The sequence below is a fragment of the Hymenobacter plasmatis genome (assembly GCF_020711255.1).
Lineage (GTDB): Bacteria > Bacteroidota > Bacteroidia > Cytophagales > Hymenobacteraceae > Hymenobacter.
The window spans coordinates 1-3,346 of record NZ_JAJFAW010000054.1; the positions used below are offsets into that span (position 1 = coordinate 1).

Consider the following 3,346-nt stretch of genomic DNA (forward strand, 5'->3'; position numbering starts at 1 on the left):
ACGACCCGCTCTTTTTGGCTGTCATAACAGAAGAAATATACGTCCTTCTTCCGTCCGGCTAGCTTAGACCACCTCATTACGAAGACCATACCCTCTTGGACCCGGCGACGGGCACGGCCACTGGTACGCAAGTCATGACGGCCGCCAACGGGGACCAGATTTTCTCCACCCTGCGCGTGGTGCTGACGCCCCTAGGGGATGGTACTTCAACAGTCGCCGTTCACTTCACCATCACCGGGGGAACTGGTCGATTCAGCGGGGCTTCGGGATTCTACGACGGCTTGGATATACTGAACCCGGCCGACCCGGCTGGCTCCCTGACTATCTCTGGAGAAATCACGTACTAGCGGGCGCTGGGCACCCTTCTACGCTGTACTGAAAAGGCCCACCCGCATCATGCGGGTGGGCCTTTTTTATTCAGTGACGAGAAATTATGATGCTCTGGTGTAAGCAGCTACCACCCGCAGGTGCACGGCCACATTATCTGTAGAAGGAGTTCTCGGTACAGGTCCTCCAGCCGCGTCGTGTAGGCCAGTGTGCGCCACGCCGCTTGTTCCTTCCAGGGAGCGGGCCCACCGCCCTTCGGCGCCAGCTGTCGCAGCCAGCAGCCCAGCACCATAAAAAAGGCCAGCCCCCAAAACGGGAGCTGGCCTTTTCATTCTACCGGCAGGTACCGCGGCTACACGTCAATGCCATACGAGCCTTCCGTGAAGAGGCCCGTGGCTGTGCGGCCATCGGCCAGGTGCACGGTGAAGGACTTGCCCGCGTAGCGGTCGGCAAACGTCACCTTCGCGGTCATCGGGTCCTCCACGTACACGAACAGGTACATGTCCACCGGTATGGAGCTGCCGCTGTAGAGCGGGGCAAAGTCCAGGCTCACGCCCGGGGCCGATTCAATGGTGATGCCCGCCAGCGTCCCATTCGGGCCGGCCAGCGTTACCTGCCCCGCTACCGCCCCGTCCACCACGGGGGCGGGTTCCACCGGGGCCGGGGACTGCTGGATTACGACGGGCGGGGCCACCACGACCGGGGGCGCGTCGGCCACCGGCGCCGCGGGGTCCACCACTTCCCCAAACAGCGCGTCCGCGGCCAGCACCGCGCCGCCGTTGCCGTCGGCGATGGCATTAAAGAGCTGCACTTCCTCGCCCGGGGTGCTGGCGGCCATGCTCGTGCTGAGCAGGCCGGGCAGGCCCGCCGTGCGCAGGTCGTGCACCAGCAGCGTTTCGGTCGAGACGTCCACGCCGTAGAGCAGGTTAATCCGGTCCACGCGCGCCTTGGCATCGGCCGCGCCGGCCAGGGCCGCGCCAAGGGCCGTCGCGTATTTGCGCACCCGGCCGTCGTAGCGGGCGCGCAGCTTGAGCGCCGTTTTCAGGCGCTTGTCCGCTTGTTTTTGATAGGCGGTTTTGGAAGCCATCAGAAATAAAGAATTAGAAGTAAAACCAAGAGAAACCGGGGCCCGGCCCCACCCAAACGGCCGGCGCTGGTCGGCGCCGGCCGCATATTCCCGCCGTCTGGCTTAAGCCACGTAGGCAATGGCCAGCGGGTTGGTGGCGTTGTTGTTGAGCGGGTAGAGCTTGCCGTTGAGCGACTGGTAGAAGTTCACGCCCAGCACGGCCATCACCACGTCGTCCGCGGTCGGGGCCGTGGGCAGCGTGGCCACCAGCGCCTGGTCGGCCAGGGGGGCCGCGCTCAGCGCCTGCGTGCCGAATGGAGCGGCCACCGTGCCGGCCTCGTAAGTGCCGGTTTCAAAGTTCATCATCGCCACCCCGTAGAGCAGCTCGAAGTGCGTGGCGCCCTGCGGGGCCACCAAGTCGGTGGCCGGGTTCAGCCGGGGCACCGTCAGCGTCACGTCCGCGCCGGCTGTGGCCACCGCAAACGGGAAGAACAGGCTCTGGCCGAGGCCCGCGCCGCTGTTGAAGTCGAAGCCGAGCAGGCCGCCGACGTTGTCCTTGTCCACCACCCGCTCGCCGCGGTCGTTGGCTTCGTCCAGCCCCACGATTTGGCGCACGCGCTGCGTGAGCCGGCTCACCATCCGCGCGTCGGAGGCCGTGGTGATGAGGGACCGGAAGGCCGAACGAATGAGCTTGCCGCCGCTGGCCGCGCGGCCGAATTCCGAGGCGTTTTCACGGGTACGGGCCAGCGAAGCCGCCGAGGCGAAGGCGGCTTTGTTGGAGGCAGGTTTCTGACGAACCGTGCCGTTTTTGGCGAAGACAAGGCCGCCCACTGTGCCTTGCAACCCCAGGATGCCATTTTGAGAGGCCATGAGAATAGGGAATAAAAGTTGGAGATAAAACCCGGCTGCTTTCACTTGCGCGGCTTGGTTACCAGGTGCAGCCAACCCGGTAGCGCCGCTTGTTTTGAGCATTAAAAGACCGCCACAGCTTCGGCGGCACGGCCTGGGGCACGCCGCATTTCCACAAGCCGCGCCCGGCTCGCTGCGCGGCCACCTGCTGTTGTGCCCGTCCGGCTACTTTGTGGTCCGGGTCAAAGGCCCAGGCCCAGCCCCGCACCACCATCAGCGAATCCAAAGGCACGGGGCGGCCCGCCGCGGCCACGGTTGCCGTTGGCAGCAGCACGGTGCCCAGCGTCCGGCCGTAGAGGTCCATGCCAGCCCGGGCCACCAGCACCACCCGTCCCGGCGTCAGCAGCCGCGCCATCGAGTCGGCGGCCTGCGGCCCGAACGGCTGGTCCCGCTCCGGCGCGTCCACGCCCAGCAGCCGGAACCGGTACGTCGAGGAGCCCGCCAGCAGGATGTAGGTATCGGCGTCGACGACGCGCACCACCCGGGCCGCCTCCGCGGCCGCCGCGGCGCGGGCCGTGAACGACAGCGGCTCGCCCGTCTCACTCTGGCTCGACAGACAGCCCGCGACCAGCACCGCCAGCAGCGCCAGTTCACCTACCCGTAAAACAGTCCGTTGGGCCTCCATGCTCCGAACCTACGGACGGGTTTTAGCCGTTGTATATTCGTCTGCCACTTTCACCCCAATTGGTCCAATTATGCCCCAGGTGTGCATCTGCCCCAAGGAAGCAGCCCAGCTTACGGGCACAAAATACAGCACCGCCAAGGTGCTGCTGCAGCGCATCCGCAAGCACTTCGACAAGCCCGCCCGCGCCTACGTGTCAGTCGCCGAGTTCTGCCAATTTACCCACCTCCCCGAGGCCGAAGTTTCCCGCGCCCTCAACGGAACGTCGGCGTCAGCCAACCGCAGTTAGAGCATGGCAAAAGCATGGTTGAAGCACCGCTGCAGTATTGCCGCCCCCAGCTTGCAGTGTCTCGTCCGGCTATAGCTATACAGGTGGGGGTGATAATCCGGCCTGCGCTTTACAGGCCGGGTTGGTAATCCGG

Annotated in this window: 5 protein-coding genes; 2 read left to right on the forward strand and 3 right to left on the reverse strand. The window is 65.3% G+C overall.

What is annotated here, in order from left to right:
• Positions 1 to 134 precede the first annotated feature (134 nt).
• Positions 135 to 347 carry a hypothetical protein gene (locus tag LJ738_RS21055; RefSeq protein ID WP_227788325.1) on the forward strand — a complete coding sequence of 71 codons (213 nt, stop codon included), beginning with the start codon at positions 135 to 137 and terminating at the stop codon, positions 345 to 347.
• A 332-nt stretch (positions 348 to 679) separates the two neighbouring features.
• Here the strand turns inward: LJ738_RS21055 and LJ738_RS21060 are convergent, their stop codons facing one another.
• The 3 genes from LJ738_RS21060 to LJ738_RS21070 all read right to left on the reverse strand — a co-directional run bounded on the left by LJ738_RS21060 (position 680) and on the right by LJ738_RS21070 (position 2,780).
• Complete coding sequence (locus LJ738_RS21060; RefSeq protein WP_227788326.1) at positions 680 to 1,414, reverse strand: hypothetical protein; 735 nt, start codon at positions 1,412 to 1,414, stop codon at positions 680 to 682.
• A gap of 102 nt (positions 1,415 to 1,516) precedes the next feature.
• Positions 1,517 to 2,263, reverse strand: a complete 747-nt coding sequence (locus LJ738_RS21065; RefSeq protein WP_227788327.1) for a hypothetical protein — start codon at positions 2,261 to 2,263, stop codon at positions 1,517 to 1,519.
• Between the two features lie 58 nt (positions 2,264 to 2,321).
• Positions 2,322 to 2,780 carry a thermonuclease family protein gene (locus LJ738_RS21070; RefSeq protein WP_227788328.1) on the reverse strand — a complete coding sequence of 153 codons (459 nt, stop codon included), beginning with the start codon at positions 2,778 to 2,780 and terminating at the stop codon, positions 2,322 to 2,324.
• Positions 2,781 to 2,997: 217 nt separating this feature from the next.
• Between LJ738_RS21070 and LJ738_RS21075 the strand changes: the two genes are divergently transcribed.
• Positions 2,998 to 3,213, forward strand: a complete 216-nt coding sequence (locus LJ738_RS21075) for a hypothetical protein (protein ID WP_227788329.1) — start codon at positions 2,998 to 3,000, stop codon at positions 3,211 to 3,213.
• Positions 3,214 to 3,346: the final 133 nt, after the last annotated feature.